Origin of the sequence: Pseudomonas sp. NY15354 (assembly GCF_048068075.1) — a bacterium.
In the GTDB taxonomy this organism is placed as follows: domain Bacteria; phylum Pseudomonadota; class Gammaproteobacteria; order Pseudomonadales; family Pseudomonadaceae; genus Aquipseudomonas; species Aquipseudomonas guariconensis_C.
The window spans coordinates 63,045-89,216 of the sequence record NZ_JBLUPV010000019.1 but is presented as its reverse complement, the minus strand read 5'-3'; the positions used below and the strand labels follow the sequence as shown (position 1 = coordinate 89,216).

Genomic DNA, 26,172 nt, shown 5'->3' with positions numbered 1-26,172 from the left:
CGCGAAGAGGCCTGCACCGAATGACACACCTCAGCGCTGCGCGTACTGCAACACCACTTCCAACGGATGGCGCATCTGACGCTCGGTCATCCGCTTGACCTGGCTGCGGCACGAATACCCCGTGGCCAATGGCTCCCCTTCTTTGTCCAGCTTGGTCGCCCAGGACTGCTCGAAGATAGTCCGCGAGGTTTGCTGGTTGCGCGCCTCGTGACCATAGGTGCCAGACATGCCGCAGCAACCGGTGGCTTCGGTGACCAGTTTCAGGCCCAGCCGCGCGAACACCTGCTCCCACTGCCGGGTACTGGCTGGCACGTTGGTCTTCTCGGTGCAGTGGGCCATCAGGCGGAAGCTGCCAGCGTCGGCACCAGCCTGCTCAGGCAACACATCCATCAGCCATTCCTGGGGCAGCAGTACGTTCGGGCACCCGTCCAGCCCCTCGACCTTCTGGTACTCCTGGCGATACACCAGGGTCATGGCCGGATCCAGGCCTACCAGCGGCACGCCGCACTCGGCCAGGGCCTTAAGCTGGGTGGCATTGCGGATCGCCGCCTTGGCGAAGGCGCCCAGGAAGCCCTGCACGTGCAGCGGCTTGCCATTGGCGCTGTACGGCGCCAGGAACACCCGATGGCCCAGACGGTGCGCCAGCTCGATGAAGGCTGCCAACAATGGCGTCTCGAAGTAACGGGTGAAGGCATCCTGAACCAGCACAATGGAGCGCTCGCGTTGGGCCGGGGTCAGCTCACGCAGGGCCGGCACGCTCGCCACGCCGACGCGGCAGCGGGTCAGGGTCGACTGGAAGTTGAAGCGGCTGATCAACGGGCTGTCGACCATCCCGACTTTATCAGCCAGCAGCTTGCTCACCCATTTGGACCCCATCACGGCGTTGTACAGCCCAGGGGCATGAGCCAGATACGGAATGGTGAACTCCAGCGAGCCGATCAGGTAATCGCGCAGCGGGCGTTGGTAACGGCCGTGGTACAGCTCGAGGAAGCGCGAGCGGAAGTCCGGCACATTGACCTTGATCGGGCACTGCCCCGCGCAGGACTTGCACGCCAGGCAGCCCGCCATGGCGTCATAGACCTCGTGGGAGAAGTCCTCCTGCCCTTGCTGGCGAGCACGGGCATTGCGCAGGCGCGCCGGCAGGCCCTTGAGCCAGGACACCTTGCCACGGGCGGCGGCGAGCACATCGATATCCGACTCGCCCTGCAAGCGCAGCCACTCACGGATCAGCGACGCACGTCCCTTGGGCGAGTGCTGACGCTCGCGGGTGGCCTTCCACGATGGGCACATCGCGTCGTTGGGATCGTAGTTGTAGCAGGCGCCATTGCCGTTGCAATGCACGGCGCTGCCAAAGCTCTGCCAGACACGCTCGTCGATGGTGCGGTCCAGATCGCCGCGCAGGGTCACGCCATCGACCGGGGTCAGGCCTTCTGGGCTGTCTGGCGGCGTGCAGATCTTACCCGGGTTGAGCTGGTTGTGCGGGTCGAAAGCGCCCTTGAGGCGTTGCAGCGCCGGGTACAGCTCGCCGAAGTACTCCGGCACGTATTCAGAGCGCAGGCCCTTCCCGTGCTCACCCCACAGCAGGCCGCCGTAACGCTGGGTCAAGGCGGCGACGGCATCGGAGATCGGTTTGACCAGCGCGGCCTGGGCCGGATCTTTCATGTCCAGGGCCGGGCGCACGTGCAGCACGCCGGCATCGACGTGACCGAACATGCCGTAGGCCAGGCCATGGCTGTCGAGCAGCGCACGGAAATCGGCGATGTAGTCGGCCAGTTGCTCCGGTGGTACCGCGGTGTCCTCGACGAACGGCTGTGGGCGAACCTCTCCCTCGACGTTGCCCAGCAGGCCCACCGAGCGCTTGCGCATGGTGTAGACCTTGGTCACCGCCTCGGCGCCCTCGGCCAAGGTGTGGCCCAGGCGCTCGACGCTGGTATCGCTCTTGAGGTGAGAGATGAACGCCTCGACCCGAGCATTGACCTCGGCCGGCTCGTCACCGCAGAACTCGACCAGGTTGATGCCAAGGGTCGGACGCTCGGGGTCGGCCGGGAAGTATTCGGCGACGCTGTGCCAGACGATGTCCTGCATCGCCAGCATCAAGACCTTGGAATCGACGGTCTCGATCGACAACGGTTTGTGCGCCATCAGCGCGTTGGCATCGCGCAGGGCGTCCATGAAGCTGGTGTAACGCACGTTGACCAGCACCGCGTACTTCGGAATCGGCAGCACGTTGAGCTTGGCCTCGACCACATAGCCCAGCGAGCCCTCGGCGCCGCACAGCACGCTGTTGAGGTTGAAGCGGCCCTGCTCGTCGCGCAGGTGCGCCAGATCGTAGCCGGTCAGGCAGCGGTTGAGCTTGGGGAAGGTGCTTTCGATGAGCTCGCCCTGGGTCTGCTGGATGTCCCGGGCCATGCGGTACACCTCACCAATGCGGCCAGGCGCGGCACAGGCCTGCTCCAGTGCGGCATCGTCGATCGGCAGGCTGTGCAGGCGCTCCCCGCCGAGCAGGACGCTATGCAGCTCGAGCACGTGGTCGCGGGTCTTGCCGTAGGTGCAGCTGCCCTGCCCGCTGGCGTCGGTGTTGATCATGCCGCCGACGGTGGCGCGGTTGGAGGTGGACAGCTCCGGGGCGAAGAACAGCCCGTGGGGCTTGAGCGCTGCGTTGAGCTGGTCCTTGACCGTGCCGGCCTGGACCCGGACCCAACGCTCCTCGACGTTGATTTCCAGGATCTTGTTCATGTGCCGCGACAGGTCGACCACGATGCCATCGGTGAGCGACTGGCCATTGGTGCCGGTGCCGCCGCCGCGTGGTGTCAGCTTGATCTGGCGAAAGCGCGGGTCGGCCATCAGCGTGGCAACCCGCGCCACATCGTCGGCATCCATGGGGAACACCGCCGCCTGGGGCAGACGCTGGTAGATGGAGTTGTCGGTGGCCAGCACGGTACGGGTGCCGTAGTCGGCGCTGATCTGGCCACGAAAGCCACTGTTGCGCAGGGCTTCGAGGAATTCTGGGTAGTGGGCGGCAGGCGCACGGGTCGACAGCTGGGCGATCATCGAAGGATGGCCTCTTAATAGGGGCTAATTCACGGAAATCCTGTCACACCGGCATGAATGGACCATGCGAGGATGACGAATGTGCCAATGTTCCTGTAGTTTCCAGCCAACGGCAAACGGATATTCCTGCCGCTATCGATGAGTTTTGCGAATGAATTACCGCCACCTGACACCGTCGATGTCGTTGCTGCTGGCCTTCGAGGCCGCCGCGCGGCATGAAAGCTACACCCGCGCCGCCGCCGAACTGTCGCTGACCCAGAGCGCCGTCAGCCGACAGGTGCAGGCGTTGGAGCAACAGCTTGGCCTGACCCTGTTTCGCCGCGAGGGGCGCCAGGTCCAGCTGACCGACGTGGGCCGGCTGTACCAACGCGAGCTCAGCGAGGCCTTGGGACGTATCCGCAGCGCCACCTTGCAGGCCCTGGCCTACCAGTCGGGCGTCGGCACCTTGCGCTTGGCCACCTTGCCGACCTTCGGCTCCAAATGGCTGCTGCCGCGCCTGCATGCGTTCTACACCGCGCACCCAGGGATGCTGGTGCACATCCATTCACGGATCGAAGCGATCAACTTCGACACCAGCGAGATCGACGCGGCCATCGGTGTCGCCACCCATGACCTGCCTGGCCTGATCTGCCATCGACTGCACGCCGAGGAACTGGTGGTCATCCTGCCGCCTCCCGCTGCAGCCGATGCCCGCGGCTGGGACCCTGCACGCATCAGCGAACAAGTGCTGCTCAATGTCGCCAACAACCCCCACGCCTGGGGTGAATGGTTTTCCCACCACGGCTTGGCGCATCGCAGCATGCGCCTTGGGCCCAGCTTCGAGCTGACGTCGCATTTGATCCAGGCGGTGAGGGCCGGGATCGGGATCGGCCTGGTGCCCAGGATTCTGGTGGAAGACGAACTGGCCAGCGGCGAGCTGTTCAGTCCTGGTGACGCCTTTGCCAGCCAACGCAGCTATTACCTGATCTATCCCCCACGCAACGAGGCACTGCCTTCGTTGCGGGCGTTTCGGGGGTGGTTGCTGGAGCAGATCTGATCGCCGTCTAGCCGTGATTGCGCTCGAACGTCTCGCGCCCCATGGCCTTGATCTGCCCTTCGATCAAGGCATCGAAGGGCCTGCACAGCGCATCGAAGCGCCCTGCCCCCTCCAGCGCATTCAAGGCTTCGACCACCGCCTCGATGGTCGACAGGGCACCCGGCTGCGGCGCCTTGCGCAAGCGGTAGCGTGAAGGCAGCACCTGGCCCAAGGTCACCCGCGGCAACGCTTCGAGCAACGGGTTGAGGTAGAGCAGCTTGCGCGCCTTGCGCCAGGTGCCATCGGGGACGATCAACAGCAACGGCGTGTCGTCCCCGGTCGGATAAGCCGACAGCACCTGCGCCTGCTCCCCCGGAAACAACAGCACAGGCCGATACCCGGGCGTGGCGAGCAGCGCCTGCAGGTCATCGAACACCTCTGCGACCCGCAGCTCGGCGTTCACCAGGCCCAGGGCCGCCAGGCGCGCGGTGTTCAAGGCATGGGACACTTCACTGGGGTGCTGCAGCAGAACCACGCGGGTCCGACTGTCGAGGCTGGGAATCAACGGGCAAAGGCAGTGATCGAGCGGACGCTGGCAGCGTTCGCAGCGGGGTCTGGACATCGGCTTCTCCTTACCGGGCGCAGTGTGCCACAGCCACTCGGAAAAGCCCCACATCCATGTGGGAGAGGCGAATCTTCAGCGGTTGAAACGTTCTGCCAAGCTGTGCAGGTACTCGGCCATGCGTTCGAGGTCCTGGCTGATCTGGGCGCCCTGCTTGGCTTGTCCGGCACTCTCGTCGCACAAGTGGGCGATGCGTACGATCTGCTGGTTGATGTCCTCGGCAACATGGCTCTGCTGCTCCGAGGCTGTCGCCATTTGCTGGCTCATGCCCGTGATACGGCTGACCGCCTGGACAATACCGGACAACGCTTGCTGGACCGCCTCGACGCTGTGCACGCTGTCACGGGAGATCTGCTCGCCGCGATTGGCGGTGGTGACCGCCCGCTCGGCGCCTGAACGCAGCGACGCGATGATGTGATGGATTTCGTCGGTAGAGGCCCGGGTGCGCTGGGCCAAGGAGCGTACTTCATCGGCCACGACCGCGAACCCTCGCCCCTGTTCGCCGGCCCGCGCAGCCTCGATCGCCGCGTTGAGCGCCAGCAGGTTGGTCTGCTCGGCAATCGACGTGATCACGTCCACCACACTGCCGATCGACTGGGTCTGCTCGGCCAGGGCATTGACCGCCTGGCCGATGTCGTTGACCGCATCGCTCATGCTGCCCATGGCCTTGAGGCTCTGTTGCGCCAGCTCGCTGCCTTGCTGGGCCAGATGGTCGGCATCGCTGGCCGCGTGAGCGGTGCTCTGCACGTTGTGGGTGACCTGCTGGATGGTCGCGGCCATCTGCGCGATGGCGGTGGCCGACTGGTCGGTCTCGCTGCGCTGGCGATCGAGCATTTGCGCCTGGGCATCGGACAAACCGGCCGACTGCGCGGCCCGCGACTTGACCCCTACACCGGCATCGACCAGGCGGGTCAGGGCCGTCTGCAAGCGCGCTTCCTCACTGATGATGGCCAGATCCAGTTGCCCTTGCAGGCCGGGATTGTCGCTGTAGGTCAGGGCCACCAACGGGCTGGTGAAGGCCTTGGGGTGCTCGGCCAGGGTCCGGCGGATGGCCTGGTTCTGGCGGTGTTCGATCCAGTACCAGGCCCCCAGCATGCTGGCCATCAGCACGCCCAGCGCCGCGTACTGAGGCAACCAAAGATAGGCAGCCGCCGATGCGAGGCCCGCGCCGATCAGCGGCAGGCCATGTTGCAGTCCAGAGCCGATGCGTGCAGCCCAAGGCACTGCCGAACGCCCCCCGCGCAAACGCGCATAAAGCGCCTCGGCGCGGCGAATCTGATCACGGCTCGGGACCGAACGTACCGACTCGTAGCCGCTGATCCGGCCGTTCTCGTAAATGGCCGTGACGTAGGCGCTGACCCAATAGAAGTCACCATTCTTGGCGCGGTTCTTGACCACCCCCATCCAAGGTTTGCCCTGCTTGATGGTTTCCCACATGTGGCCGAAGACCGACGGAGGCATGTCGGGGTGGCGCACCAGATTGTGCGGCTGGCCCACCAGCTCGTCGTAGGTGAAACCGCTGATGGCCACGAATGCGTCATTGCAATAGGTGATGCGGCTGTTCAGGTCGGTGGTGGAGATCAGCCGCTGGTCGGACGGGAAGGTTCTTTCTTGCTCTGTGACGGGCAAATTCATGCGCATCTGGCAGTCCTTGCTTTGTTAGATGATGGGAAATTTCATCAAAGCAAATAGATATTTAGCAGAACGCCATCACTCCAGTCGCGTGCCTCGCGGGAAATTTACACAGCCTGACGCAATGTTCTAAAAGCGACGTTTTTTAACTGACATTCAGTTGCGACTTGAGCAGGTCGCGGAAGGTCTGGATCAAGGGTTCGCGGCTGCGCCCACGGCGGATGATCAAGGAAAACGGTGCCTGATACCCAAACGTGGCCGGCGACAGGACGCGCAGGTCGCCCTTGTCGACCCAGGCCTGGGCGTAATGCTCGGGCAGATAACCGATGTAGGCCCCGGAGAGGATCAGGATCAACTGCGCTTCCATGCTCTCCACTGTCGCCGCGCTGTGCTTGAAGCCGTGGCGCGCCAACTCCGCCTGGCTCCAGTAACCCCGCCCGACCATGCGTTGCTGGGTGATCACTTCTTCCGGCACCCGCCGCTCGCCGAACAACGGGTGCCGGCTGCTGCAGTACAGCCAGTGCTGCTCCCGGTACAACGGCTGGTACACCAGGCCGCTCATGCGTGAGGAAAAGGCGCCGATGGCCAGGTCCAGGCGATTGTCCTGTACCCCCAATTGCAGTTCATAGGGGCTGGAGACCGACAGGTGCAGGTGCACCGCCGGATGCTCTTGGCTGTATGCGCCGATGGCCTCGGCCAGCGGCAGGGCGCGGTCGCCCACGGTGGAGTCGATCACCCCCAGGTTGAGGGTACCGCGCAGCTCGCCCTTGAGCGCTGCGGCGTATTGCTCGAAACCATCGAGTTCAGCCAGCAGACGCAAGGTCTCCTGATGGAACAACTCGCCTTTGCTGGTCAGGCTGAAACCGCCACGGCCTCGGTGACACAGGACGATGCCCAAGGCGCTTTCCAACTGGCTCATGTAGGTGCTGATGGCCGACGTGGAGAGGTTCAGCTCACGCTGGGCATTGGCGAAGCCCTGGTGGCGCACCACGCTGATGAAGATACGCAGCAGTTTCAGGTCGGGCAGTGAAGAAGCCATGAAGCGACGGTTCCGCAGGGTGGAAATCACCAGAGTCTAACCCGCTGCGAACGGTTAGTTTAGAAAATCCTGAAGTAAGTATTTGTCTGTAGCGATTCCTCCCGTCCACTACCTTGCGCAGACTGGGCTCCAATGTCCCTGCCCGCCGGCGTCTGCTTGCCTGCCTGGCACGCTGCGGCACAGGTTCGAACAAACAGAACAATCGACCGACTGATGAGGCCCACCGTGGAAAAGATTCTCCACCAACCACTGGGCGGCAACGAAATGCCGCGTTTCGGCGGCATCGCCACCATGCTCCGTCTTCCCCACCTGCAAAGCGCCGAAGGCCTGGACGCCGCGTTCATTGGCGTACCGCTGGACATCGGCACCTCGCTGCGCTCGGGCACTCGCTTCGGTCCGCGTCAGATCCGCGCCGAGTCGGTGATGATCCGCCCGTACAACATGGCCACCGGCGCCGCTCCGTTCGACTCGCTGTCGGTCGCCGACATCGGTGACGTGGCGATCAACACCTTCAACCTGCTCGACGCCGTGCGCATCATCGAAGAAGCCTACGACGAGATCCTCGAGCACAACATCATTCCCCTGACTCTCGGTGGCGACCACACCATCACCCTGCCGATCCTGCGCGCGCTGCACAAAAAGCACGGCAAGATCGGCCTGGTGCATATCGACGCCCACGCCGACGTCAACGATCATATGTTCGGTGAGAAGATCGCCCACGGCACCACCTTCCGCCGCGCTGTGGAAGAAGGCCTGCTCGACTGCGACCGCGTCGTCCAGATCGGCCTGCGCGCCCAGGGCTACACCGCCGATGATTTCAACTGGAGCCGTCGCCAGGGCTTCCGCGTCGTGCAGGCCGAAGAGTGCTGGCACAAGTCGCTGGAGCCACTGATGGCCGAAGTGCGCGAGAAGGTCGGTGGCGGCCCGGTCTACCTGTCGTTCGACATCGACGGCATCGACCCGGCCTGGGCCCCAGGCACCGGTACTCCGGAGATCGGTGGCCTGACCACCATCCAGGCAATGGAGATCATCCGTGGCTGCCACGGCCTGGACCTGATCGGCTGCGACCTGGTCGAGGTCTCGCCGCCCTACGACACCACCGGCAACACCTCGCTGCTCGGCGCGAACCTGCTGTTCGAGATGCTCTGCGTGCTGCCGGGCGTGGTACGCCGCTGAGCGAGTAGTCACACACTTGTGTAGGTGCAGACTTGCCCTGCGATGACGATGGCATGACCGGCCATGCAGTCCACCGGACCGTGATCGCAGGACACACCACACCCACACAGGATGTGAACGCAATACCTGCGGCAGGAGCCATTAGGAAGGGCCATTGAGGCCCGCCAACACAAGACAAGACCGCCGGGCGCCATGAACCGCCCGGACAGTCGATCTCGCCATAATAAAGATAATCGGGAGACCCCCAATGGCCTTGGACATCTTCGTTGTACTGATCTATGCCGCTGGCATGCTTGGCCTCGGCTGGTATGGCATGCGCCGCGCGAAAACCCATGAAGACTACTTGGTGGCAGGGCGCAACCTCGGCCCTACCCTGTACATGGGCACCATGGCCACCACCGTGCTGGGCGGCGCGTCCACCGTCGGCACCGTGCGCCTGGGCTACGTCCACGGCATCTCTGGCTTCTGGCTGTGCGCCGCACTGGGCCTGGGGATCATCGCCCTGAACCTGTTCCTGGCAAAGCCGCTGCTGCGCCTGAAGATCTTCACCGTCACCCAGGTGCTGGAGCGCCGCTACAACCCGATGGCTCGCCAAGCCAGTGCAGCGATCATGCTCGCCTACGCCCTGATGATCGCGGTCACCTCGACCCTGGCCATGGGCACCGTGCTGCAGGTACTGCTGGATGTACCGTTCTGGATGGCACTGCTGTTTGGTGGTGGCGTGGTGGTGGTGTACTCGACCATCGGCGGCATGTGGTCGCTGACCCTGACCGACATCGTCCAGTTCGTCATCAAGACCGTGGGCCTGATGTTCATCCTGCTGCCGATCTGCCTGTACAAGGCCGGTGGCTGGGACACCCTGGTAGCCAAGCTGCCGGCGGCCAGCTTCAGCTGGACCACCATCGGCTGGGACACCATCATCACCTACTTCCTGATCTACTTCTTCGGCATCCTCATCGGCCAGGATATCTGGCAGCGGGTGTTCACCGCCCGCGACGAGAAGGTCTGCCAGCGCGCCGGTACCGTCGCCGGTGTCTACTGCGTGCTGTACGGCCTGGCCTGCGCCCTGATCGGTATGGCCGCCCACGTATTGCTGCCGGATCTGGTCAACCCGAACAACGCCTTTGCTGAAATGATCAAAGGTCAACTGCCCGAGGGTATCCGTGGCCTGCTGATGGCCGCCGCCCTGGCTGCGATGATGTCCACCGCCAGCGCAGGTCTGTTGGCTGCCTCGACCACCCTGACCGAAGACCTGCTGCCCAAGCTGCGTGGCGGCAAGCAGTCGAGTCTGGGCGTGAACCGGCTGTTCACCCTGATCACCGGCCTGGTGGTACTGGGCATCGCCCTGGCGGTGAACGATGTGATCAGCGCCCTGACCCTGGCCTACAACCTGCTGGTCGGCGGCATGCTGATCCCGCTGATTGGTGCGATCTTCTGGAAGCGCGCCACCACCGCCGGCGCCATCACCAGCATGTCGCTGGGCTTCGTCACCGCACTGTTCTTCATGTTCAAGGATGGTCTGGATGCCAACTCGCCGATCTACTACAGCCTGGCGATCGGCCTGGTGAGCTTCGTGGTGGTCAGCCTGCTGTCGCGCCGCTCTGTGGCAACCGTCAACCTGGCGTGATGTAAAGCAAACACTTGGCGCCCCGACAGGCGCCAGGCAAGGTAAAAAGAAAGGCCGCGGCATCGTGAGATGCGGCGGCCTTTTCGTTTCAGCGACGACGCGGTTGGCGCTTGCGCTGCTCTTCGTCGGTTGGGATCGGTACCGGCTGCAGCGGAGGTGGGAGCAAGCCCAGGGCGACGGCGAGGTCGTGGAGCCAGTTGTACATTCGCTTGTTCATAATGCCCCCTTCACGGGTCAGCCTCACGGCGATTCAGTCCTTCGATGTTCCATACAGATAATAGCCCGATGTCCTACATCGCGCATGCCTCTGTTCCTACAGATAGGGGCGAGTTTGACGCGGATCAAGCGGAAATGGCACTTGCCGACCGTCGGTCAATTGTTTCCCCTTGTTGCACATCGATCCACGCCTGAAGATTGGCCCCCAGCATGCCCTGGCGCCACATGAGCCAGGTGACCGCGTGATCGAACGGCGCCTGCAAACGGTGCGCCTGCACTTGATCGCGGCCAGGAAGGGTGTCGAGCATGGACTGGGCCATCAATGCCACCCCTGCACCGGCGATCACACAGGCCAGCATGCTCTGGTATGACTCGATCTCCATTACCCGCCCCATGGGCGTGTGGTCATGGGCATACCAGGCTTCCAGACGCATCCGGTAGGAGCACCCTTGGCGGAAGGTGAACACCGCACGCCCCGCGACGTCCCGCGCGTTGCGCACCGGCGGATGCTCCGGGCGGGTGATCAGCACCAACACCTCCTCGCACAACGGCACGCCATCGAGCCCGGCCAGGCTTAGCGGGCCGTCCACCAGAGCGGCATCGAGCCGATGGGCCAGCAATCCTTCCAGCAATTCGCCACTGGGTGCGGCCTGCACTTGCAGATTCACCGCAGGGTAGGCCTGGTGATAACGCGCCAGCAGTGGCGGCAGATGCGTCGCTGCGGTGCTGTACATGGTACCGAGCACGAAGTCACCGGCCGGCTGGCCACCTTGCACTGCAGCGATCGCCTCATCGCGCAAGGTCGATAGGCGATTGGCGTAGTCCAACAGGACTTTGCCCGCTGGGGACAGTTGCAGGCGCTGGCGCTCACGCACGAACAATTCCACCCCCAGTTGCTCCTCCAACTGACGCAATCGCGTCGACAGGTTCGATGGCACCCGGTGCAAGCGCTCGGCGGCACGCGTGACCGACCCCTCCTCGGCCACAGCCTGGAAGATGCGCAGTTGGCTGAACTCCATAATATTCTCCAAAACAGAATAACTTGATCATCATTATTCAATTTTATTGAAAGTCAATCTTTCCTAACCTGCCTCCATCACTTTCGTCTGGCAGGAGACGCCGCCATGTCACCCTTCGTACAACTGCTGGCCAGCGCCGTGGCCTTGATGATGGCCATGGGCATCGGCCGCTTCGCCCTCACCCCGCAGTTGCCGCGCCTGATTGCCGAAGGTCAGCTCGACCTGACCGCAGGCGGCCTGGTCGCGGCGGCCAACTACCTGGGTTACTTTCTTGGCGCGGTCGATGCCATGTTCGCCCGTCAGCCGGGCCAAGTTCGCCTGCGTCTACATGCCGGCCTCTGGGCGTGCGTATTGCTGACCCTCGCCTCCTGGGCGGCCGATGGCTTCTGGAGCCATGTGCTGCTGCGCTTTGGCACCGGCGTGGCCAGTGCCTGGGTACTGGTCATGATCACCAGCCTCAGCCAACAACTGGCCGCTGCACACGGCCGTCCTCGCCTCGGCGCCCTGGTGTTCGCCGGGCCTGGCGTGGGTATCGTCGTGACCGGTTTGCTGGCCCTGGGAGCACACCTGCTGGGCCTGGACTCCGCAGCCCTGTGGTTGATCTATGCGGTGGCTGCGTTGGCCATGCTGTTGGCCGTATTGCCCTGGCTACCGCAGCCACAGGCCACCAGTGTGCTGCCAAGTGCGACCGACAGCGCCGCTGCCCGCGCCACCGGGATCGGGCGGCTGGGCGTGATCTACGCCCTATACGGTATCGGCTATATCCTGCCCGCCACCTTTCTGTCGCAGATGGCCAGCCATCAGTTTCAAGGGCATTGGGCGGCGGATCTGTTCTGGCCGGCGTTCGGCCTCGCGGCAGCGTTGGGCGTAATGCTGGTCGGGCTACGCCGCCCCGGCCGGACGTCCGCCTGGCTGAGCGCGACCTTGTGGTTGCAAGGCCTGGGTGTGCTGGCGTGCTTGCTGGGCGATGGGCTGGGCCTGGCCTTGGGTGTCGTGCTGTGTGGTACGCCGTTCCTGGCCTGCATGCAGCTTGTGATGCAACGTTCGCGGGAGCTGGCGCCCCATGCGACCCAGCGTAATGCCGGCCTGTTGACCGCCTGTTTCGCCGTGGGCCAGCTCAGTGGCCCCCTGCTGGCAGCCGTGAGCAATCACTACTGGGGCGGGTTGCAGCCTGCCTTGTTGCTGGCCGCAGGCGGGCTGGGACTGGCCGGCCTCCTGGCGCTGACCGGCATTGGCGCTGTGCAAGTCAGCCCGGCCAGCGCCTGCGCCTCATCTTGAGGGCCCTTGTGAGGATGTAGGACTCGCTCAGCCCACCAGCCTGCGCAATTGCTGGCGCACCCACGGTTCCGCGCTGACCAGGATGACCCCACCCAGCACCATCAACGCGCCCAATACGAAGTTCAGGCTCAATGGCTCGCCCAACAACAGCACGCCAAAGGTCACGCCAAAGAGCGGTGTGATGAACGAAAACACGGCCAGGTTGGACGCCAGGTACTTGCGCAGCAACCAGAACCAGGTCAGGTAACTGACGAAGGACACCACGACGGCCTGGAACAGCACGCTACCCACAGCCAGGGGTGTGAATGTGACCCTGCCGATCTGGCCGCTGACTAGCGCAATCAGCAGCAACCCGACAAAGCCCACCAACAACTGGTAGAACAAGGTGAGATCGGCTGGGGCTTCCGACAGTCGCGACCCACGCACCACCACCGTGGTCGCGCCCCACGCCAGGCCCGCCAGCACGCCCAAGGCGTCACCGAGCAACATGCGTCCATCGAGTTGGCTCAGCGACATCCCGCCGGCGAACGCCGTGGCGATCCCGGCGAAGGCCAACAGGATGCCCAGCCATTGCAACAGCCGCAGGCGCTCGCTTGGCAATGTGAAGTGCAGCCCCAGGGCCGTGAACACCGGCGCGGTGTAGAGAAACACCGACATGTGCGCCGCCGACGTTAGCTTCAGGCCCTCGGCGATGAACAGGAACTCCAGGCCAAACAACCCACCGGCCAGCAAGCCTGCCCGCCAGGTGCTGCCCACCCTGGACCACCCGCCCCGCCAGCAGACCAGAAGCCCCACCAGCACCGCGGCGATGCCGGAACGCAGCGCAGCCTGCATCACCGGCGCGATGTCGCTGGCAGCCCATTTGATCATCACCTGTTGACTGCCCCAGATCAGGCACAGCCCCAGCATGACCTGCAACGCAAAAGCATCGGGGTTCTTGCGAGCCGCGCTCATAGGCGGCCCCCGTGGTCTATCGATGTCATGGGCGAGGTCCTGTCTCTGGCAAACGAGTACCGATTATCGGGTTTGCCGGGGTACCCATGCCAGTCTCAAAACGACCTCAAGCGATTTGCGCCTTGGTGGCGACCTGTTCGAAGGTCGCCTCGTCGAGCGCGTCGTCCTGTTCGTCCAGCACCTGACGCGGATGCTCGAACCCCGGGATACTGCTGTCGATCAGGCTGAGCAGCCGCGAACCCCGCTCGGTGAGAACGAAGTTCTCGCCATTGCCACCGTCCTCTTCCGGGCGACTTTCGATGTATCCGCGCTCGAAGAGAACTTTTTCGTACTCGCAGGCCCGCGTCTTCAGATGGTCCAGGTCACCCACCGGCTGACCGGCGGCGGCCAAGGCAGCCGCATGCTGCTCGGCATAGGGGCGTGGCGTGAAGCTGTGGCCCGCGCTGTTCTGCACTTCATGCAACAAGCGCTCGATCAGGTCCCAGTCGTAGGTGCTCATGAGGTGGCCTCCCGCTGTGAACGTGTGGGGTACACAGCATGGGACCGGTGGGGGTTGGTGGGTGTTCCAGATAAATCAGGGCTCCTGCCGATGGGCCTGCATGTATTGGCGAAGCAGCTGGTTGATACGTGTCTGATACCCCGAGCCTTGAGCCTTGAACCAAGCCAGAACGTCAGCATCCAGTCGGATGGTCACCGCTTGCTTGGGGGGAACATGCAGCTGGGCTTTGCGAAAGAAATCATCGCCCAGCTCTGGAATGTCCGTTGTATCGATGTCCTCATCCTTCTGCCGGACAACTCGATCCCAATCAGTTTTCGATGCTTTCGACATAGAGCCGCGCCTCTCGTCTGGTGGCTTTTCGTGCCGATATGACACGGATCACTTCACCTTGTCGTTCCGTGTGGACGACCACACCAACCAATCTGTTGAGCCACCCAACGCTGACCCACCGTTCCTCTCCGTAGTGCTCTCGATCATCGGATAAGGTCAACATAGGATGGCGGAACATGTCCGGAACATCGTTGAAGTCGATGCCATGTTTACGAATATTCAATTGGTTCTTGCGCTCGTCCCATTCAAATTGCATGGAACGACCTGTATTTACTTATGTACATACAAGGTACTCGCTCTAAGCGAACGAGACTAGAGGGGGAGGCCCATTGTCACAATGCCTCAAATGTTGGTTCGGAAGCAGGCTACGTGAAAGCCAGAACTGGCTTCATTTGCTCCTGACGAGCAGGGCTGGGCCACTGCCGATAATCAATGCCACCCATCCCATCTCGCTGAACTTCCAGATATCCCGCCTTTCAACCGCGTATACCCCTGCCGGGAGAGGAAACGGATGAAACACTTACTGCCCATCATGTGCGCGAATGCACTGCTCTGCGCCCTGCCCGCCTGGGCCTGCACACCGGAAGAAGCGACTCAGAAACGCGAGGAGCTGGCCGGGCTGGTCACCCAATTGACGGAGCAGAATCCGCAGAAGGCCAAGGAGATCAACGAAGAGTTGCAAGGGATGGACCTGGGCACGGCCAGCAAGGACCTGCCGGACAAGTGCCAGCTGATCGACAAGCGAATCCAGGAACTTAAAGCTGCGGAGAAAAAGGCAGACTAGTCGCTTTGGGGCGCGGCATGCCCTGTCGCGAGTAATCCCGCGCCCACAAAGATTGCGCCAATCCTGAGGATCACCTCAATCCTGTGGGAGCGGGTTCACCCGCGAAGGGCCCGCAAAGGTCCCGACGAGCTTACTCTGCCTTCGGCGCGCGCTTCTTCAGCGGGGCCATGCCATCGGCGCTGGCCAGTGGCGCCTTGGTCTTGGGCTTGGCGGCCGGTTTGCGCTTGGCGGTTGCGCCTTTCTTCTCGCCCGTCTTCTTCTCGACCTTTTTCTTCTTGGTACCCGCGGCCTTGCCCGAAGCCTTGACCTTCTTCGGCCCGCTGTAGGTACCCTTGACCTCCTTGATGACCCGGCGCTCGAACTGCTGCTTGAGGTAGCGCTCGATGCTCGACATCAGGTTCCAGTCGTTATGGCAGATCAGCGAGATCGCCAGACCCTCGGCGCCCGCCCGGCCGGTACGGCCGATGCGGTGCACATACTCATCGCCACTGCGCGGCATGTCGAAGTTGATCACCAAGTCCAGGCCGTCGATGTCCAGGCCACGCGCGGCCACGTCGGTCGCCACCAGCACCTTGGAACCGCCTTGCTTGAAGCGGTCGATCGCCAGTTTGCGGTCCTTCTGGTCCTTCTCGCCGTGCAACACGAAGGCCTTCACGTCCTTGGCCACCAGGTGACCGTAGATACGGTCGGCCAGGGCGCGGGTGTTGGTGAAGATGATCGCCTTCTGGTAAGTCTCGTTGGCCAGCAGCCATTGGACGATCTGCTCTTTGTGCTGGTCGTGGTCGGCAGTGATGATCTGCTGGCGGGTACCCTCGGACAGCTGCGAGACACTGTTGAGCATCAGATGCTCAGGGTCCTTGAGCACCTTGCCGATGATGTCACGCAAGGCCGCGCCACCGGTGGTGGCGGAGAACAGCAGGGTCTGCTCACGGTTTTCGCATTCTTTGCACAGGCGCTCCATGTCCTCGGCAAAGCCCATGTCGAGCATGCGGTCGGCCTCGTCCAGCACCAGCACCTGGACGTGGGAAAGGTCCAGGTTGCCGGCGTTGAGGTGCTCCAGCAGACGGCCTGGGGTACCGATCAACACGTCCGGGACCTTGCGCAGCAGCGCGGCCTGCTCCTTGAAGTCCTCGCCACCGGTGACCAGGCCCGACTTGACGTAGGTGAACTGGGAGAAACGCTGCACTTCCTTGAGGGTCTGCTGGGCCAGCTCGCGGGTCGGCAGCAGGATCAGCGCACGGATCTCGACGCGGCGCTCGCGCAGATCGACCAGGCGATTGAGCAACGGCAGCACGAAGGCGGCGGTCTTGCCGCTGCCGGTCTGCGCGGTCACCCGCAGGTCACGCCCTTGCAGGGCCAGGGGAATGGCCGCTGCCTGCACCGGGGTCGGCTCGACAAAGTTCAGCTCGGCCACAGCTTTGAGCAGGCGTTCGTGCAGGGCGAATTGGGAAAACACGGATGTACCTCGGGCAGTCGCTGGAAATTCAGTTGCATAGGGTAACGTTTTCCATCGCTGGCGCCGAATTTCTTTTGGCACCTTCATGCCGATCCGCGCTCTAATGGGCCTCGTTTTCGCAACACAGACCCTGCTATTACCCTCATGGATATACAACGACTCTGGAACGACGCCCTGGATCTCTGGGGCACCCTCGATCAACACCCCATGCTGCACGCGGCCCTGGGCCTGACGGTGCTGCTGTTGATTTCCCTGGTCATCGGCCGTCTGGCACGCTTTCTGATGCTACACGCCAGCCGCCTGCTGGCTCGGCAGCAGCCGCTCAAGTGGCTCGACGACCTGCGCCACAACAAGGTTTTCCACCGCCTGGCCCAGACCACCCCATCGCTGGTGATCCAGTTCGGCCTCAAGCTGGTACCGGAGCTGAGCGACACCGCCCAGCACTTCCTCGGCAACGTCGCCCTGGCCTTCACCCTGCTGTTCATGACCATGGCCATCTCCTGCCTGCTCGATGCCCTGTTGGACATCTACGCCCGCACCGAGCACGCCCGCACCCGCTCGATCAAGGGCTATGTGCAATTGGCCAAGATGATGCTGTGGATCTTCGCTTCCATCGTCATCGTCGCCACCCTCATCGACCGCTCGCCGCTCTTGCTCCTGTCCGGCCTGGGCGCCATGTCGGCAGTGCTGCTGTTGGTATACAAGGACACCCTGCTGTCATTCGTCGCCAGCGTGCAGCTGACGAGCAACGATATGTTGCATGTGGGTGACTGGATCGAGATGCCCCAGGTGGGCGCCGATGGCGACGTGGTGGACATCACCCTGCACACGGTCAAGGTACAGAACTTCGACAAGACCATCGTCTCCATTCCCACCTGGCGCTTGATGAGCGAGTCGTTCCGCAACTGGCGTGGCATGCAGCAATCGGGCGGTCGCCGCATCAAGCGCAGCCTGTTCATCGATGCCGCGGGCGTGCGTTTCCTTACCGCCGAAGAAGAGCAACGCCTGGGTCAGGTCCGCCTGCTGGGCGATTACCTGGCGCAAAAACGCCAAGAGCTGAGCTCCTGGAACGAGTCGCTGGGGCCGGTGGCCGCGCTGTCGGCCAATCGTCGCCAGTTGACCAACCTCGGCACCTTCCGCGCCTTCGCCCTGGCCTACCTGCAGAATCATCCCGACGTGCAGCAAGGCATGACCTGCATGGTCCGCCAGATGCAGGCCACCGCAGAGGGCGTGCCCCTGGAAATCTACTGCTTTACCCGCACCACGGCCTGGGGCGAGTACGAGCGGATCCAGGGCGATATCTTCGACTACCTGCTGGCCGTGTTGCCGGAGTTCGGCCTGAGCCTCTACCAACAGCCAAGCGGCAACGATATGCGTGTGGGCCTTGCCGGTCGCGCTCAATCAGCACAGCGGCTGAGTGAACTCACCGAAGCCTGAGGGACATGGAACGGGGCCGCATTGCGGCCCCATCCCCAGGCTGTCAGCCTGATGCCGCCTGCCCCGGCGTTGCCGGGCGCTGCATGCCCAGCCGACTCATCCAGACGGATGCCAGGATCACCGCCCCCCCAATGAACAGCCGCCCAAGCGGCTCGTCCTGATTCCAGATCAGCAAATTGAGCAGCAAGCCCACCGGCACGTGCAGGTTGTTCATCACCGCCAGCGTGCCCCCACTGACCAGGCACGCCCCCTTGTTCCACCAGTACAGCCCCAAGGCCGTCGGGAACAGCCCCAAGAACAGCAACACCAGCCACTGCACATCGGTGCTCGGCAAATGCTGGGCGTTGCCGAACAACACGAAGGCGGGCAGCACGACGATCAACGCCCCCAGGTAGAAATAGCCAAAGCGCCGGTAGTGCGGCAAATCGCTGGGATGTCGGGCGATCAGGTGACGGTACAGCACCTGGCCTGCGGCATAGGTGAAGTTGGCCAGTTGCAGTAGCAAGAAACCCACGAAGAACTCACCACTGATGCTGTCGAAGCGGATCACGGCGGCGCCGGCCACCGCCACCAGGGCGGCCAACAGAGCCCAGGCGTTGAACCGGCGGTTCAGGGCATCTTCGATCAAGGTCACGTGCAATGGCGTGAGGATGGTGAACAGCAGCACTTCCGGCACTGTCAGCACGCGGAAGCTCAGGTACAGGCAGACATAGGTGATGCCGTACTGCAGCGCCCCGATCAACAACATCGCACGCATGAAACGCGGCTCCACCTGGCGCCAACGGGTCAGCGGCAGGAACACCAGCAGCGCCAGCACCACCCGCGCCAGCACCGCGAAGTAGCTGTCCACGTTGCCGGCCAGGTAGACCCCGATCAGGTTGAAGGAGAACGCCTGGATCAGCGCGACGATTATCAGGTAGCCCATGGTTGCCTCTCATGAATCAAGGCGGCGACCTTAGCCGGTTGGCCTACCGGAGTTCAACCATGCGGGCTGTAGGGGCAGCGCCAGGCCATTCGCGGGTAAACCCGCTCCCACAATAATGGTGGTGATCCCCAGGATTGGAGTGATCCACAGGTTTGGTGTGTTCCTGATGATTGATGTGATCCTCAGGGCTAGTGGTGATCCTTGTGGGAGATTCTATGGTGCTGGACAAGCTCAAATTGCCTTTGGTTGGTATTCCTTGATACTTCTGAACCGTGCCAATAAGGCCCTGGCTCCGACCGGGATTGCTTTGCTCTTAAGACTTACGCAATCCCTGTGGGAGCGGGTTTACCCGCGAATGGGCCAGCACAAGCACTACAAGACAGTGACTTTCACTCGTCCGGTGCTGCCTCGGATGACAAGGTAAAAAAAGCCCGGCCATCACAGGGCCGGGCGGATACACCCAAAGGAGCGACAGGTGTCAGGGGTTGGGAATGCGTTGCGTATCAGGCCACCGCGGCCAGCTTGGCCTTGGCCTGGTTCAGGCCCTTCTCGTGGAAGTCACTGCTCATGTTCAGGCCTTCGGCGTGGATGAAGTCCACGTCATGGATGCCGATGAAGGCCATGACCTGGCGCAAGTACGGTTCCTGGTGGTCGGTGGTGGCACCAGCATGGATGCCGCCACGGGCGGTGAGCACAATGGCGCGCTTGCCGGTCAGCAGGCCCTGCGGGCCGGTCGGGGTGTACTTGAAGGTGATACCGGCGCGCAGTACATGGTCCAGCCAGGCCTTGAGGGTGCTGGGGATGGTGAAGTTGTACATCGGCGCTGCCATGACCAGCACGTCGGCGGCCAGCAGTTCGTCAGTCAGTTCGTTGGAGCGGGCCAGGGCGTCCAGTTCGGCCGGCGAGCGCTGCTCCTGCGGCTTCATCCAGCCACCGAGCAGATCGGCGTCCAGATGCGGGACAGGTGTGACCGCCAGGTCGCGTACGCTGATCTCGTCGCGTGGATGAGCGGCCTGCCATTGCTGGATGAAGTCGCGGGTCAGTTGACGAGAAACGGAATCTTGCTGGCGGGCGCTGCTTTCGATGATCAGTACGCGGGACATGGAAGCCTCCATCGGCAAACAAGGGGATGCGATTCGATGGAGGTGAGATTAAAACTTGACCTATCGATAAAAAAGCGTAAAAAGTGGGTGCAATCTATCGATTAATCAGTTGATTCAGCCTTGCAGCTCAATGCGATGCGCAGCTTGATGATCTCTCGGTTGAAGGTGGCCGTGACATCCCGGCTCTTGCCCGCCGGCACGTTCACCCGTCGAACCCGCGGCGCTTCGGGCCCATTGCGAAAGGTCACCTTGCAGGCGGCCGGGACCTGCCCATAGTTATTCAGGGTGATCGCGCCGATACTGCGCGCAGTGTCGTAGGTGGTGTAGTCGAGCTTGACCCCGTCCAGGTCCTTCTCCACGTCGATGGGGTAATACGCCATTGCCCCAAGGGGCAGGCACATCAGCAATGCCGCACAACATTTCTTCATAGGGCGCTCTCCTTGACAGAGCGCAGCTTAGGACAACAGGAGCCGAAGATGAAAGCGCCACGCGTAACCCTGGATCAGTGGCGAACTCTCCAGGCAGTGGTCGATCATGGCGGGTTCGCCCAAGCCGCCGAGGCCCTGCACCGCTCGCAATCGTCGGTGAGCTACACGGTCGCGCGCATGCAGGAGCAACTGGGCGTGCCCTTGCTGCGCATCGATGGCCGCAAGGCGGTACTGACCGAGGCCGGCAACGTACTGCTGCGCCGCTCGCGCCATCTGGTCAAGCAGGCCAGTCAGCTCGAGGACCTCGCTCACCATATGGAACAAGGCTGGGAAGCCGAGGTGCGCGTGGTGGTCGATGCCGCCTACCCCAGCGCCCGCTTGGTTCGCGCCCTGAGCGCCTTCATGCCGCAGAGCCGGGGTTGCCGCGTGCGTCTGCGCGAGGAGGTGCTGTCGGGCGTCGAGGAAGTGCTGCACGAGGGAATCGCGGACCTGGCCATCAGCAGCTACAGCATTGGTGGTTACCTGGGCGCCGAACTCAGCTCGGTGGAGTTTATCGCCGTTGCCCATCCCGACCACAGCCTGCATCGCCTGGGCCGGGAAATCACCTTCCAGGACCTGGAAAGCCAGTTGCAGGTGGTGATCCGCGACTCCGGTCGCGCCCAGCCGCGGGATGTCGGCTGGCTCGGCGCCGAGCAGCGCTGGACGGTCGGCAGCCTGGGTACCGCCGCCACCTTCGTCAGCAGCGGCCTGGGCTTTGCCTGGCTGCCGCGGCACATGATCGAGCGCGAGCTTAAAGACGGCGTGCTCAAGCCCTTGCCGCTGGACCAGGGTGGCAGCCGCCATCCGCTGTTCTACCTTTATTCGAACAAGGACAAGACCTTGGGTCCGGCCACGCAGATCCTCATCGAGCTGCTGCGCAACTTCGACACAGCGCCATTGGACGTGCCCTTCGCAGCCCCCCCACAAGCCTGAGAGGACCGCGCCCATGGCCTATTTCGAACACGAAGGATGCACGCTGCATTACGAGGAATACGGCCAGGGCGAACCCCTGGTACTGCTGCACGGCCTGGGCTCCAGCTGCCAAGACTGGGAGATGCAGGTCCCGGAACTGAGCCAGCACTACCGGGTGATTCTCTTGGACATCCGTGGCCACGGCCGCTCCGACAAGCCTCGCGACGGTTACCAGATCGCCACTTTCAGTGCCGACCTGCTGGCACTGCTGGAGCACCTGCACACCGGCCCCGTGCACTTCGTCGGCCTGTCCATGGGGGGCATGGTGGGTTTTCAGTTTGCCGTCGACCACCCCACCTGGCTGCGCAGCCTGTGTATCGTCAACAGCGCGCCCGAGGTCAGGCGCAACTCCGTCGCCCACTGGATCTGGTGGATCAAGCGCTGGAGCCTGGCCCGGATCCTGAGCGTCGAAACCGTCGGCAAAGGCCTGGCCGAACGCCTGTTTCCCAAGCCTGAACAAACCGATCTGCGCCATAAAATGGCCCAGCGCTGGGCACGCAACGACAAGCGCGCCTACCTCAAAAGCTTCGATGCCATCGTCGACTGGGGCGTGCAGGAACGCATCGGGCAGATCCAGTGTCCCACGCTGGTGATCGCCGCCGACCATGATTACACCCCGATACAACTGAAGGAGCGCTATGTCGCCCTGATGCCCCAGGCAACACTGGCGGTCATCGAGGATTCCCGGCACGCTACGCCCCTGGACCAACCCGAGGTCTTCAACCAGACCCTGCTGCGCTTTCTCGCAGCCGCCTCCACCCCTCAAGGATCTTTGAGCCCATGCTGAAAAAACTCCTGCTCACCGCCTGTTCGGTCGCCTTCGCCACCAGCGTCATGGCCTCCGACAAGACCCCTCATGTCCTGCTGGACACCAGCTTCGGCCAGGTCGAAATCGAGCTCAATGCCGAGAAGGCGCCGATCAGCACGAAGAACTTCCTCGAGTACGTCGACAGCGGCTTCTACAACAACACCATCTTCCACCGCGTGATCCCGGGCTTCATGGCCCAGGGCGGCGGCTTCACCGACCGGATGGTGCAAAAGCCGACCCGTGACCCGATCCGCAACGAAGCCAGCAATGGCCTGGCCAACACCCGCGGCACCCTCGCCATGGCCCGCACCTCGGACCCGAACTCGGCCACCAGCCAGTTCTTCATCAACGTGGCCGACAACGATTTCCTCAATCCAGGCCGTGACCGTGGCTACGCCGTGTTCGGCAAAGTGACCAAAGGCATGGAAGTGGTCGATCAGATCGTCAATTCGCCTACCACCATCAAGCAAGGCATGCGTGACGTGCCGGCGGACCCTGTGTACATCAAGTCCGCCAAACGCATCGACTGACCGAAGGTCTCACAAGGACGTGAAACCGCCTGAGGGTCGGATGGAACAGGAGTGTGCCCATCATGCTGTACCGCCGTTTCGAGCAACTGATCGACATCTTCCGCGAGGCGCCCAGCGAGGCGCCACCCGGCAAGGTATGGCCGTTCTACCTCTATTACCTGCGTCAGGTCTGGCCCAGCTTTCTCGCCCTGCTGGTCGTCGGGCTGGTAGCGGCCCTGATCGAAGTGGCCATGTTCAGTTACCTGAGCCGGATCATCGACCTGGCCCAGGCCACGCCAGGCAATGAGTTCTTCAGCCTGCACGGGGGCGAACTCATCTGGATGCTGGTGGTGGTCCTGGTCCTGCGCCCCGTGTTCTTCGGCCTGCACGACCTGCTGGTGCACCAGACCATCAGTCCAGGCATGACCAGCCTGATCCGTTGGCAGAACCACACCTACGTGCTCAAGCAGAGCCTGAATTTCTTCCAGAGCGACTTCGCCGGGCGGATTGCCCAGCGCATCATGCAGACCGGCAACTCCCTGCGCGACTCCGCCGTCCAGGCCGTGGATGCCCTGTGGCACGTGCTGATCTATGCGATCAGCTCGCTGGTGCTGTTCGCCGAAGCCGATTGGCGCCTGATGCTGCCGTTGCTGACCTGGATCATCTGCTACATCGCCGCGCTCTACTACTTCGTCCCCCGGGTCAAAGAGCGTTCGGTGATTTCCTCCGATGCCCGCTCCAAGCTGATGGGGCGGATCGTCGACGGCTACACCAACATCGCGACCCTCAAACTGTTCGCCCATACCGACTACGAGCAACAGTATGCCCGTGAAGCGATCAGCGAACAGACCGAGAAAACCCAACTGGCCGCACGGGTCGTCACCAGCATGGACGTGGTCATCACCGGCCTGAACGGGCTTTTGGTGGTGGGTACCACGGGCCTTGCCCTGTGGCTGTGGAGCCAGTCGTCGATCACTGTCGGCGCCATTGCCTTGGCCACAGGCCTGGTGATCCGCATCATCAACATGTCCGGCTGGATCATGTGGGTGGTCAACGGCATCTTCGAGAACATCGGCATGGTCCAGGACGGCCTGCAGACCATCGCCCAGCCGGTCAGCGTCACCGACAAGCCCAATGCACCGGCGCTCAAGGTCAGCCGTGGCGCGGTGCATTTCGATGACGTGAGCTTCCACTATGGCAAGGGCAGCAAGGTCATCGAAGGGCTGAGCCTGGACATCCGCCCCGGTGAGAAGATCGGCCTGATCGGCCCGTCCGGGGCCGGGAAATCCACCCTGGTCAATCTGCTGCTGCGCCTGTACGACGTACAAGGCGGGCGTATCACCATCGATGGCCAGGACATCGCCGAGGTCAACCAGGCCAGCCTGCGCGCGCAGATCGGCATGATCACCCAAGACACCTCGCTGCTGCACCGCTCGATCCGCGACAATCTGCTCTATGGCCGTCCGGACGCCAGCGAAGCGCAGGTTTGGGAGGCCGTGCGCCGGGCGCGGGCCGATGAGTTCATCCCACAGCTCTCCGACGCCCAGGGGCGCACCGGCTTCGATGCCCATGTCGGCGAACGTGGGGTCAAGCTCTCGGGCGGCCAGCGGCAACGGATCGCCATTGCCCGGGTACTGCTCAAGAACGCCCCCATCCTGATCATGGACGAGGCCACCTCGGCGCTGGACTCAGAGGTCGAGACCGCGATCCAGGAAAGTCTGGAAACCCTCATGCAGGGCAAGACGGTGATCGCCATCGCCCACCGCCTGTCCACCATCGCCCGCATGGACCGCCTGGTGGTGCTGGACAAAGGGCATATCGTCGAGAGCGGCACCCATGCCGAATTGCTGGCCCAGCGGGGCTTGTACGCACGGCTCTGGCATCATCAGACCGGCGGGTTCGTTGGCGTGGATTGATCGGAAGGTCTGAGCCTGTTCGCGGGTAAATCCGCGAATGGGCCACGTCGGGCGCCACTGATTCAATCCTTGCGGTAAGGCAACATTCCCCGCGCCTCTTCGGCATAGGCCTTCACCCCCGCGCGCTCCTGCTCGAGAAAATCCTCCACCGCTCGGCGTAACCCTGGATGCAGCAGGTAATGCCAGGAGTGGGTCAGCACTGGCTCGAACCCACGGATCAGTTTGTGCTCCCCCTGGGCTCCGGCATCGAACCGCTGCATCCCTTCGCGGATGGCGAAGTCCATGCCCTGGTAGAAACAGGTCTCGAAATGCAGCCGGTCGAACTCATCCAGGCACCCCCAGTAACGGCCGAAGAGGCTGTCGCCACCGACCAGGCTCAAGGCCATGGCCACGTCACGCCCTTGCTGGCGCGCGATGACCACACGCACGGCTTCAGGCATGCGCTCGGCCAGCAGGCTGAAGAAGTCACGGGTCAGGTAGGGCGTGCGGCGGCGCACCGCGTAGGTGTTGGCATAGCACAGGTAGACGAAGTCCCACTGCACTTGGCTTAGCTCATCGCCACGGTACCAGTGGAAGTCGATCCCCTGCCCCGCCACTTGCTCACGCTCCTTGCGCATCTGCTTGCGCTTGCGTGAACTGAGGGTATCGAGAAAATCCTGGAAGTCCCGATAGCCATGATTGTGCCAATGAAACTGGCAGCCCAAACGCTCCATCCAGCCCGGCATATGGGCGATCTGCTCATCCAGCGCACTGTCGGTGAAGTTGATATGAGCGCCTGACAGCTCGCCCTTGACCAGGTACTCAGGGATGGCCTGGAGCAACAGCAGGCCATCGGCGCAGTCTGCCGCCAGCAAGCGCGGGCCGCTCACGGGGCTGAAAGGCACCGCACCGAGCAGCTTGGGGTAATAGGGAATGCGTGCACGCTCGCAGGCATCGGCCCACCCTTGGTCGAACACGTACTCCCCGAACGAATGCCATTTGCGATATGCCGGCAAGACCGCGCGTACCTGTCCTTCACGCTCCAGCACCAAATGTTCGGCGGCCCAGCCCGTGGCCGGTGCAACGCTGCCGCTGTCTTCCAGGGCGCTCAGAAAGGCATGGCGCAGGAAGGGCTGGCCGTCAGGCACCAGGGCATCCCAGGTCGTCGCTGGCAGATCATGCAAATGAGCAAGGCTGTACAGGCTGGTCACGATTTCGACTCGCTGCAAAGAGATGGCCAGTATCCCGGAAGTGGGGCCCAGCACTCAAATGAAGGGGCGTTTGGATCCCACGCACTTAACCGCAGTGCCACTAAATAGACATTATTCTGTCATTCCCCCTCGCAATACTTGCGCCTG

Annotated in this window: 25 protein-coding genes and 1 pseudogene; 10 read left to right on the top strand and 16 right to left on the bottom strand. The window is 63.0% G+C overall.

The genetic code is table 11. The annotated features are described in order from the left end of the window. Positions 1–30 precede the first annotated feature (30 nt). Positions 31–3,051 carry an FAD-binding and (Fe-S)-binding domain-containing protein gene (locus tag ACNFCH_RS17935; protein WP_416743231.1) on the bottom strand — a complete coding sequence of 1,007 codons (3,021 nt, stop codon included), beginning with the start codon at positions 3,049–3,051 and terminating at the stop codon, positions 31–33. A 151-nt stretch (positions 3,052–3,202) separates the two neighbouring features. On the opposite strand from ACNFCH_RS17935, the gene ACNFCH_RS17930 reads away from it, so the two are divergent. Continuing rightward, entirely contained in the window at positions 3,203–4,087 is an 885-nt protein-coding gene (locus tag ACNFCH_RS17930; protein WP_070093222.1) for a LysR substrate-binding domain-containing protein, read from the top strand. Positions 4,088–4,094: 7 nt separating this feature from the next. On the opposite strand, the gene ACNFCH_RS17925 is transcribed toward ACNFCH_RS17930, so the two are convergent. The 4 genes and pseudogenes from ACNFCH_RS17925 to ACNFCH_RS17910 form a co-directional block, all read right to left on the bottom strand. Beyond that, complete coding sequence (locus ACNFCH_RS17925) at positions 4,095–4,688, bottom strand: tRNA-uridine aminocarboxypropyltransferase (RefSeq protein ID WP_416743230.1); 594 nt, start codon at positions 4,686–4,688, stop codon at positions 4,095–4,097. Between the two features lie 75 nt (positions 4,689–4,763). Next, entirely contained in the window at positions 4,764–5,792 is a 1,029-nt protein-coding gene (locus ACNFCH_RS17920) for a methyl-accepting chemotaxis protein (protein ID WP_375731005.1), read from the bottom strand. A gap of 255 nt (positions 5,793–6,047) precedes the next feature. Then, positions 6,048–6,323, bottom strand: a pseudogene (locus ACNFCH_RS17915) (PAS domain-containing protein); the annotation flags it as partial. Between the two features lie 142 nt (positions 6,324–6,465). After that, positions 6,466–7,359: a LysR family transcriptional regulator gene (locus ACNFCH_RS17910; RefSeq protein ID WP_196164775.1), complete on the bottom strand. Its 894-nt coding sequence runs from the start codon at positions 7,357–7,359 to the stop codon at positions 6,466–6,468. A 225-nt stretch (positions 7,360–7,584) separates the two neighbouring features. Between ACNFCH_RS17910 and speB the strand changes: the two genes are divergently transcribed. Beyond that, positions 7,585–8,535, top strand: a complete 951-nt coding sequence (gene speB, locus ACNFCH_RS17905) for an agmatinase (protein WP_043209365.1) — start codon at positions 7,585–7,587, stop codon at positions 8,533–8,535. A 247-nt stretch (positions 8,536–8,782) separates the two neighbouring features. After that, entirely contained in the window at positions 8,783–10,162 is a 1,380-nt protein-coding gene (locus ACNFCH_RS17900; protein ID WP_337159935.1) for a sodium:solute symporter, read from the top strand. Positions 10,163–10,250: 88 nt separating this feature from the next. On the opposite strand, the gene ACNFCH_RS17895 is transcribed toward ACNFCH_RS17900, so the two are convergent. Both ACNFCH_RS17895 and ptrR read right to left on the bottom strand, forming a co-directional pair. Continuing rightward, complete coding sequence (locus tag ACNFCH_RS17895; protein WP_256815133.1) at positions 10,251–10,379, bottom strand: PA1414 family protein; 129 nt, start codon at positions 10,377–10,379, stop codon at positions 10,251–10,253. Between the two features lie 124 nt (positions 10,380–10,503). Beyond that, positions 10,504–11,397: a putrescine utilization regulator PtrR gene (ptrR, locus tag ACNFCH_RS17890; protein ID WP_337159932.1), complete on the bottom strand. Its 894-nt coding sequence runs from the start codon at positions 11,395–11,397 to the stop codon at positions 10,504–10,506. Positions 11,398–11,502: 105 nt separating this feature from the next. Here ptrR and ACNFCH_RS17885 point away from each other — a divergent pair, with 105 nt between their 5' ends. Then, positions 11,503–12,675 (top strand): YbfB/YjiJ family MFS transporter, encoded by a 1,173-nt coding sequence (locus tag ACNFCH_RS17885; protein ID WP_337159930.1) that lies wholly within the window; start codon positions 11,503–11,505, stop codon positions 12,673–12,675. Positions 12,676–12,702: 27 nt separating this feature from the next. On the opposite strand, the gene ACNFCH_RS17880 is transcribed toward ACNFCH_RS17885, so the two are convergent. From ACNFCH_RS17880 to ACNFCH_RS17865, 4 genes are all read right to left on the bottom strand, one after another. Then, the gene (locus tag ACNFCH_RS17880; RefSeq protein ID WP_337159928.1) at positions 12,703–13,629 is read right to left on the bottom strand and encodes a DMT family transporter; all 927 of its coding nucleotides are present in this window, start codon (positions 13,627–13,629) and stop codon (positions 12,703–12,705) included. A gap of 106 nt (positions 13,630–13,735) precedes the next feature. Further along, positions 13,736–14,128 (bottom strand): transcriptional regulator, encoded by a 393-nt coding sequence (locus ACNFCH_RS17875; protein WP_337159926.1) that lies wholly within the window; start codon positions 14,126–14,128, stop codon positions 13,736–13,738. Positions 14,129–14,203: 75 nt separating this feature from the next. Further along, positions 14,204–14,458: a BrnA antitoxin family protein gene (locus tag ACNFCH_RS17870; RefSeq protein ID WP_337159924.1), complete on the bottom strand. Its 255-nt coding sequence runs from the start codon at positions 14,456–14,458 to the stop codon at positions 14,204–14,206. Next, a complete protein-coding gene (locus ACNFCH_RS17865; protein ID WP_337159922.1) occupies positions 14,436–14,714 on the bottom strand; it encodes a BrnT family toxin in 279 nt (92 codons plus the stop codon). Before ACNFCH_RS17865 ends, ACNFCH_RS17870 begins: the two co-directional genes overlap by 23 nt. Positions 14,715–14,969: 255 nt before the next feature. Here ACNFCH_RS17865 and ACNFCH_RS17860 point away from each other — a divergent pair, with 255 nt between their 5' ends. After that, complete coding sequence (locus ACNFCH_RS17860) at positions 14,970–15,242, top strand: hypothetical protein (RefSeq protein WP_196164769.1); 273 nt, start codon at positions 14,970–14,972, stop codon at positions 15,240–15,242. Between the two features lie 130 nt (positions 15,243–15,372). On the opposite strand, the gene ACNFCH_RS17855 is transcribed toward ACNFCH_RS17860, so the two are convergent. Beyond that, complete coding sequence (locus ACNFCH_RS17855) at positions 15,373–16,698, bottom strand: DEAD/DEAH box helicase (RefSeq protein WP_337159918.1); 1,326 nt, start codon at positions 16,696–16,698, stop codon at positions 15,373–15,375. 144 nt (positions 16,699–16,842) lie between these two features. Here ACNFCH_RS17855 and ACNFCH_RS17850 point away from each other — a divergent pair, with 144 nt between their 5' ends. Continuing rightward, complete coding sequence (locus ACNFCH_RS17850; protein ID WP_337159916.1) at positions 16,843–18,135, top strand: mechanosensitive ion channel family protein; 1,293 nt, start codon at positions 16,843–16,845, stop codon at positions 18,133–18,135. A 43-nt stretch (positions 18,136–18,178) separates the two neighbouring features. Here the strand turns inward: ACNFCH_RS17850 and ACNFCH_RS17845 are convergent, their stop codons facing one another. The 3 genes from ACNFCH_RS17845 to ACNFCH_RS17835 all read right to left on the bottom strand — a co-directional run bounded on the left by ACNFCH_RS17845 (position 18,179) and on the right by ACNFCH_RS17835 (position 20,591). Then, positions 18,179–19,060: a carboxylate/amino acid/amine transporter gene (locus ACNFCH_RS17845; protein WP_337159914.1), complete on the bottom strand. Its 882-nt coding sequence runs from the start codon at positions 19,058–19,060 to the stop codon at positions 18,179–18,181. 503 nt (positions 19,061–19,563) lie between these two features. Then, the gene (locus tag ACNFCH_RS17840; RefSeq protein WP_416743229.1) at positions 19,564–20,163 is read right to left on the bottom strand and encodes an FMN-dependent NADH-azoreductase; all 600 of its coding nucleotides are present in this window, start codon (positions 20,161–20,163) and stop codon (positions 19,564–19,566) included. A 101-nt stretch (positions 20,164–20,264) separates the two neighbouring features. Then, complete coding sequence (locus ACNFCH_RS17835) at positions 20,265–20,591, bottom strand: 3-phosphoglycerate kinase (RefSeq protein ID WP_337159907.1); 327 nt, start codon at positions 20,589–20,591, stop codon at positions 20,265–20,267. Positions 20,592–20,639: 48 nt separating this feature from the next. On the opposite strand from ACNFCH_RS17835, the gene ACNFCH_RS17830 reads away from it, so the two are divergent. From ACNFCH_RS17830 to ACNFCH_RS17815, 4 genes are all read left to right on the top strand, one after another. Then, on the top strand, positions 20,640–21,563 hold the full coding sequence (locus tag ACNFCH_RS17830; protein WP_196164764.1) for a LysR family transcriptional regulator: 924 nt from the start codon (positions 20,640–20,642) through the stop codon (positions 21,561–21,563). Positions 21,564–21,576: 13 nt separating this feature from the next. After that, positions 21,577–22,389: an alpha/beta fold hydrolase gene (locus ACNFCH_RS17825; protein ID WP_416743228.1), complete on the top strand. Its 813-nt coding sequence runs from the start codon at positions 21,577–21,579 to the stop codon at positions 22,387–22,389. Then, complete coding sequence (locus tag ACNFCH_RS17820) at positions 22,383–22,940, top strand: peptidylprolyl isomerase (protein ID WP_196164762.1); 558 nt, start codon at positions 22,383–22,385, stop codon at positions 22,938–22,940. Before ACNFCH_RS17825 ends, ACNFCH_RS17820 begins: the two co-directional genes overlap by 7 nt. A 62-nt stretch (positions 22,941–23,002) precedes the next feature. Next, a complete protein-coding gene (locus ACNFCH_RS17815; RefSeq protein WP_416743227.1) occupies positions 23,003–24,835 on the top strand; it encodes an ABC transporter ATP-binding protein in 1,833 nt (610 codons plus the stop codon). Between the two features lie 62 nt (positions 24,836–24,897). On the opposite strand, the gene ACNFCH_RS17810 is transcribed toward ACNFCH_RS17815, so the two are convergent. Then, complete coding sequence (locus tag ACNFCH_RS17810) at positions 24,898–26,025, bottom strand: GNAT family N-acetyltransferase (RefSeq protein ID WP_337159899.1); 1,128 nt, start codon at positions 26,023–26,025, stop codon at positions 24,898–24,900. Between the last annotated feature and the right edge of the window lie 147 nt (positions 26,026–26,172).

Excerpts from the sequence above, each read along its gene's own strand:
- ACNFCH_RS17835 (WP_337159907.1), bottom strand. The coding sequence starts at position 20,591 with ATGAAGAAATGTTGTGCGGCATTGCTGATGTGCCTGCCCCTTGGGGCA.
- ACNFCH_RS17900 (WP_337159935.1), top strand. The coding sequence starts at position 8,783 with ATGGCCTTGGACATCTTCGTTGTACTGATCTATGCCGCTGGCATGCTT.
- ACNFCH_RS17875 (WP_337159926.1), bottom strand. The coding sequence starts at position 14,128 with ATGAGCACCTACGACTGGGACCTGATCGAGCGCTTGTTGCATGAAGTG.
- ACNFCH_RS17845 (WP_337159914.1), bottom strand. The coding sequence starts at position 19,060 with ATGGGCTACCTGATAATCGTCGCGCTGATCCAGGCGTTCTCCTTCAAC.
- ACNFCH_RS17865 (WP_337159922.1), bottom strand. The coding sequence starts at position 14,714 with ATGCAATTTGAATGGGACGAGCGCAAGAACCAATTGAATATTCGTAAA.
- ACNFCH_RS17820 (WP_196164762.1), top strand. The coding sequence starts at position 22,383 with ATGCTGAAAAAACTCCTGCTCACCGCCTGTTCGGTCGCCTTCGCCACC.
- ACNFCH_RS17830 (WP_196164764.1), top strand. The coding sequence starts at position 20,640 with ATGAAAGCGCCACGCGTAACCCTGGATCAGTGGCGAACTCTCCAGGCA.
- ACNFCH_RS17840 (WP_416743229.1), bottom strand. The coding sequence starts at position 20,163 with ATGTCCCGCGTACTGATCATCGAAAGCAGCGCCCGCCAGCAAGATTCC.
- ACNFCH_RS17825 (WP_416743228.1), top strand. The coding sequence starts at position 21,577 with ATGGCCTATTTCGAACACGAAGGATGCACGCTGCATTACGAGGAATAC.
- ACNFCH_RS17935 (WP_416743231.1), bottom strand. The coding sequence starts at position 3,051 with ATGATCGCCCAGCTGTCGACCCGTGCGCCTGCCGCCCACTACCCAGAA.
- ACNFCH_RS17925 (WP_416743230.1), bottom strand. The coding sequence starts at position 4,688 with ATGTCCAGACCCCGCTGCGAACGCTGCCAGCGTCCGCTCGATCACTGC.
- ACNFCH_RS17870 (WP_337159924.1), bottom strand. The coding sequence starts at position 14,458 with ATGTCGAAAGCATCGAAAACTGATTGGGATCGAGTTGTCCGGCAGAAG.
- ACNFCH_RS17920 (WP_375731005.1), bottom strand. The coding sequence starts at position 5,792 with ATGGCCAGCATGCTGGGGGCCTGGTACTGGATCGAACACCGCCAGAAC.
- ptrR (WP_337159932.1), bottom strand. The coding sequence starts at position 11,397 with ATGGAGTTCAGCCAACTGCGCATCTTCCAGGCTGTGGCCGAGGAGGGG.
- ACNFCH_RS17815 (WP_416743227.1), top strand. The coding sequence starts at position 23,003 with ATGCTGTACCGCCGTTTCGAGCAACTGATCGACATCTTCCGCGAGGCG.
- ACNFCH_RS17850 (WP_337159916.1), top strand. The coding sequence starts at position 16,843 with ATGGATATACAACGACTCTGGAACGACGCCCTGGATCTCTGGGGCACC.
- ACNFCH_RS17880 (WP_337159928.1), bottom strand. The coding sequence starts at position 13,629 with ATGAGCGCGGCTCGCAAGAACCCCGATGCTTTTGCGTTGCAGGTCATG.
- ACNFCH_RS17895 (WP_256815133.1), bottom strand. The coding sequence starts at position 10,379 with ATGAACAAGCGAATGTACAACTGGCTCCACGACCTCGCCGTCGCCCTG.
- ACNFCH_RS17930 (WP_070093222.1), top strand. The coding sequence starts at position 3,203 with ATGAATTACCGCCACCTGACACCGTCGATGTCGTTGCTGCTGGCCTTC.
- ACNFCH_RS17885 (WP_337159930.1), top strand. The coding sequence starts at position 11,503 with ATGTCACCCTTCGTACAACTGCTGGCCAGCGCCGTGGCCTTGATGATG.
- ACNFCH_RS17860 (WP_196164769.1), top strand. The coding sequence starts at position 14,970 with ATGAAACACTTACTGCCCATCATGTGCGCGAATGCACTGCTCTGCGCC.
- ACNFCH_RS17910 (WP_196164775.1), bottom strand. The coding sequence starts at position 7,359 with ATGGCTTCTTCACTGCCCGACCTGAAACTGCTGCGTATCTTCATCAGC.